The sequence below is a fragment of the Ilumatobacter sp. genome (assembly GCF_049588435.1).
Classification (GTDB): domain Bacteria; phylum Actinomycetota; class Acidimicrobiia; order Acidimicrobiales; family Ilumatobacteraceae; genus Ilumatobacter_A.
In genome coordinates, this window is record NZ_JBAVYV010000027.1 from 1 (window position 1) to 4,625 (window position 4,625).

3 protein-coding genes and 1 pseudogene are annotated in these 4,625 nt (G+C 68.5%); 3 read left to right on the forward strand and 1 reads right to left on the reverse strand.

Going from position 1 to position 4,625, the window contains the following annotated elements; translation table 11 throughout:
- Window positions 1–1,419, reverse strand: a pseudogene (locus WBV89_RS00760) (hypothetical protein); the annotation flags it as partial.
- A 114-nt stretch (window positions 1,420–1,533) separates the two neighbouring features.
- Between WBV89_RS00760 and WBV89_RS00765 the strand changes: the two are divergent.
- From WBV89_RS00765 to WBV89_RS00775, 3 genes are all read left to right on the forward strand, one after another.
- Complete coding sequence (locus WBV89_RS00765) at window positions 1,534–2,610, forward strand: ROK family protein (protein WP_423979433.1); 1,077 nt, start codon at window positions 1,534–1,536, stop codon at window positions 2,608–2,610.
- Window positions 2,611–2,637: 27 nt separating this feature from the next.
- Window positions 2,638–3,555 (forward strand): alanine racemase, encoded by a 918-nt coding sequence (locus tag WBV89_RS00770; RefSeq protein WP_423979434.1) that lies wholly within the window; start codon window positions 2,638–2,640, stop codon window positions 3,553–3,555.
- A 1-nt stretch (window position 3,556) separates the two neighbouring features.
- Window positions 3,557–4,625, forward strand: a 1,069-nt coding sequence (locus tag WBV89_RS00775) for a heparan-alpha-glucosaminide N-acetyltransferase domain-containing protein (protein WP_423979435.1), incomplete at its 3' end; no start/stop codon positions are given.

Genomic DNA, 4,625 nt, shown 5'->3' on the forward strand with positions numbered 1-4,625 from the left:
GTCGACGCTCGACTCCGCAGGCACGGGGTCACTGTTGCCCATGTACCCGATGACCTGGCCGGCGCGGACGGTTTGGCCGACCTCGGCGAGTGCCGTCAAGCGCAGGTGTGACGGTGCGTTTCCGTCGTCGGTGCCCGGGGTGTCGTCGTTGAAGCCCGAGTACTCGTAGCTCGTCCCCGCGGTGTCCGTCAGGGTCACCGAGATCGGCTCGATGGATGCCGGGTCGTTCCGGACGTCGGTGACGACCCCATCGGAGACGGCCAGGACCGGCTGGAGCTGGACACCGACGATCACGCCAGGGGCGGCAGTGCTGCACCGGCTCGCGTCGTTCAGATCGGCGAAGCTGGTGACCGCGACCCAGCCCACGCCCTCGGTCTGCTCGGCCGGTTCTTCCATCGCTGTTTCGGCGCACTCGGGGAGCACCACATCGGCTGGTCCGAGCACCGGGAACGACAACGGATGCCGGCCATCCTCCGCGACTTCGAGCATCGGTGGTGCTCCCAGGGTCACCGGCGACACGGCGGGACCGGAGACCCGAGCGGTGATCGTGGTTCCCGAGATCCGAGCGAATGTCCGCAACCAGAGCGTCTGGTACTCCCGGATCGTCAGTCGATTTCCGAACTGCGGTGCCGGGACCCGATCCATCCACTCGGTCTGCGTCGCGGCGATCGGGTAGTACCACATGACCGGGATCATCGAGACGTCGTTGTTGAACTGGGCGAGGAAGCGCCGGACGTCGCTGGCCGCCCGTTCGTCCTGCACCGCGGGCGGAGCGAGGTAGGCGTGCGCGTATCCGCCGTAGTTGTTCCAGGTCGATCGTACGAACTGATACGCACCGGAGGCGCCACCCGCATTGGGCGGCGCGAGATAGTTGCCGCGGGATTCGAGGTAGCGGATCGTCGCGAGGACGTGTTCGATCTGTTCGGGGTAGACGACGATGCTCAGTTCCGGTGGTGCCGTCGGTCCGGGGATGGTGGTGGTCGTCGCCTCCGGCGCGGTGGTGACCGGCGGCGCGGTGGTGACGGGTGGCGCGGTGGTGACCGGCGCAGCGGTGGTGTTCGGTGACGGTTTGGCCGTCGTGGTCGGCTTGGTCGTCGTGACCGGAGTCGGTGCCACGGTCGTCGTCGTCGTGGTGGTCGGCGGGGCCGTCGTCGGTGTCGTCGTGGGGCTCGGCGGCGGAGCCGGGGGAGTGGTCGGAGGTGGAACGGGAGTGGTTGGAGCCGGAACGGGAGTGGTGCCGTCGATCGGGAGCGCTGCGGCGCTGTGTGGGGCCGCGATTCCCCCTGCGATGATCACTCCGCCGACCGCGATCGAGCCGATGACACGACGCGGCAGCGCGCGACGCCCGCCGATCGGGTCGCCAGGATCAGGTGAGTGAGAGAATTCCGCGCGCATGGTGAACCGCGGTGCGAGGTGCACCGAGCCGAATTGTAGAACATTCGGGAGTCCGACGCATCGTGGTAGGAAAACACTCAACGCGTTTGTCATGTGGATCGAGTCGCAGACGACCGGGGACGACTACCGTCTCTGACGATGACCGACCCGCAGACCCCCGGTGTGATGGCGGCCGGTGACGATCCCGACTCCGTCACGGCGGGGGGACTCGATGACGGGAGCCGGGCAGTCGTCGATCAGGGGCTCCCCGTCGAGGACCCCGAGGCGGTGCAGGCGCCGCCGATTCCGTTGCCACCGCGACCCGACGTCGTGCTCGCGATCGACATCGGTGGGACCAAGTTCGCGGCCGGGTTGGTGACCGCGCGGGGCGAGCTGATCGACCGCGCCCGGGTCGAGGTCGAACGAGATGTCGTTCCCGAAGCGCACTACACGTCGTTGGCCGGGATGATCTCGGAGATCATGGAACGGGCGCGCGATCAACACCACGTCCGGATCCGCGCGGTGGGGGTCGGTTCGGCCGGACCGGTCGCGCGCAACCTCGAGACCGTGTCACCGGTGAACATCCCGGCGTGGCGCGAGTTTCCGTTGCGGGCGCGACTCCAGGAGACCACACAGCTTCCCGTGTTCGGTGACCTCGACGCCAAGGCCCTCGCCCTCGCCGAAGGCTGGCTCGGCGCGGCGCAGGGGCACCCGAACTTCTGCGCGCTGACCGTGTCGACCGGAGTCGGGGGCGGTGTCGTGCTCGACGGTGAACTCCTCGACGGGGCGACCGGCAACGCCGGGCACATCGGCCACGTGATCGTCGAGCCGGGCGGTCGCCGTTGTGGATGTGGAGCACAGGGCTGTCTGGAGGCCGAGGCCTCGGGACTGGCGATCGAGTCGATCACGGGGCGCCCTCCGACCGAGCCCACGTACGAGATCATGCAGCGGACGGGGCGCCTGGTCGGGTTGGCCGCCGCGTCGGTCTGCAATGCGCTCGACCTGTCGCTGGTGGTGGTCGGCGGCAGCGTCGCGCTCGGATTCGCGGCGACGTTCTTCCATTCCGCGCAGGTCACGCTCGACGAGAACGCGAAGTTGCCCTACAGCCGTGGCGCCCGGATCACCCCGTCTCGTCTCGCCGACTCCGGACCGCTCATCGGCGCGGGCGCGGTGGCCTGGCGCGGTGCGCGGCGATCGCGTCGAGCCGTCCGTCCGCCGGGAGATGTGGGTCGCTGATCGAACTCGGGCGCTACCGTCGCACGGGTGACGGTCCGACTCCATGTACGCACTGCGGTGTGGCGGAGCCAGGTCGCGCGAACCGTCAGCACCGTCGACGGTCTCGTTCCGGTGGTGAAGGGAAACGGCTACGGCTTCGGCCGGCGACATCTCGCTGAGCTCGCGGCCGAGTTCTGCGACACGGTGGCGGTCGGGACCGTCCACGAACTCGACGGTCTCCCTGCGTCGCTGACGGCCGTCGTGCTCACCCCCACGCTGACCGCCCCACCCACGACCGAGCCGATTCTCACCGTCGGACGGAACGAGCACGTGACCGCCCTCGCCGGCTGGTCCGGCCGGGTGATCGTCAAGCTCACGAGCGACCTGCGCCGCTTCGGCGGCGATCCGTCCCTGATCGCCCACGCACGATCGTCCGGGCTCGACGTCGTCGGGGTGTCGGTTCATCCGCCGATCGCCGGCACCGACGACGATCGGCTCGAACAGATCGCGACGGCGCTGGTGGACGTCGACCCGGCGGTTCCGGTCTGGGTGAGCCACCTCGGACTCGACACGTATCGCTCGCTCGGCGACGGTCGGTCGTACCGAATCAGGATCGGGACTGCGCTGTGGCACGGTGACAAGTCCGCGCTTCGCCTCGGTGCCGATGTGCTCGACGTCCGTGCGATCTCCGCGGGGACGACGGCCGGATATCACCAGGAACAGGTGCCGGTCGACGGCCATCTGCTCATGATCGGTGCGGGGACGGCGAACGGTGTGACGCCGCTGGCCGACGGACGCAGCCCGTTCCACTTCTCCCGAACTCGCCTGGCGTTGCACGAGGCGCCGCACATGCACACGTCGATGGCATTCGTGCCCGCGGGGGATCCGCTGCCGGCGATCGGCGACGACGTGGACGTCCAGCGACCGCTGCACATGACGACTGTCGACGAATACCGATGGGAATGAGATGAGCGCGGTCGATCGCTCGCTCAGCGAACAGGCTCGACCGCCGTCGGAATCGCTCGATCGATTGCCCGGTCCCGACGTGGTCCGCGGCGTTGCGCTGATCGGTGTCGTGGTCATGAACTATCACGGCTACCTGATGATCCGCGCGGGCGAATTCGTCCCGTCGGCGACGGCGCTCGAACGGTTCTTCGACCCGTTCGAGGGTCCACTGTCCACACGTTTCGCCGCCACCTTCGTGCTGACGGCGGGAGTGGGGATCACGCTGTTGACGCGGCGATGCGTCGCCGAACGCTCCGCCGGCGTGCCCGGTGCGGCAGCGGCGGTCACCGAGATGCGTTGGCGGCTGGTGCGAAGGGGTCTGGCGCTGTACGTACTCGGGCAGGTCCTCGACGTCATCTGGCCCGGCACGATCATCTACTACTACGGCGCGATGTTCGTGATCGCCTCCGTGTTGTTCACCCTGAGCTCTCGATGGCTCGTCTCCATCGGGTTCGGTGCGGCACTCGCCGGCTGGTGGATCGAGACGTGGGCGTACCGGAGCGTCGAGGACGGGGGCACCGTCGTCTGGTTGACGAATCCGGGTACCGACACGGTGCGCCGGTTCGTGTTCGATCTCGGGGTCAACGGGACACATCCGTTGCTGCCGTGGCTCGCGTTCCTGTGCGCGGGGATCGTCGTCGGTCGTTCGTTGAGTTCTCCCGATTGGAGGCTGTGGTGCGGTGGTCTCGGCCTCGTCCTGTACGCGGTGGCGCGGTTGGCGAACGGGTTCGCCGACACGCCGTTCCGCGATCAACTCCTGTCCGACGATCCGTACGAGCGCGGACTGGTCTACGTCGCGAGTGCGTTGGGGACGGCGCTCGTCGCGTTCGCAGGCATCTCGTGGATTGCCGACACGGCAACCGGGATCGGGGCGCAGATGATCGATCCGCTGCGGCGGGCGGGCCAGATGTCGCTGTCGATCTACATCGCCCACATCCTGGTCTTCAACCTGCTGGTCGACTGGCTCGGCTGGATCGGGCCGGGGGGCGTCGGCACCGCGCTGTGGTTCGCCGTCGGCTTCTGGGCCGTCG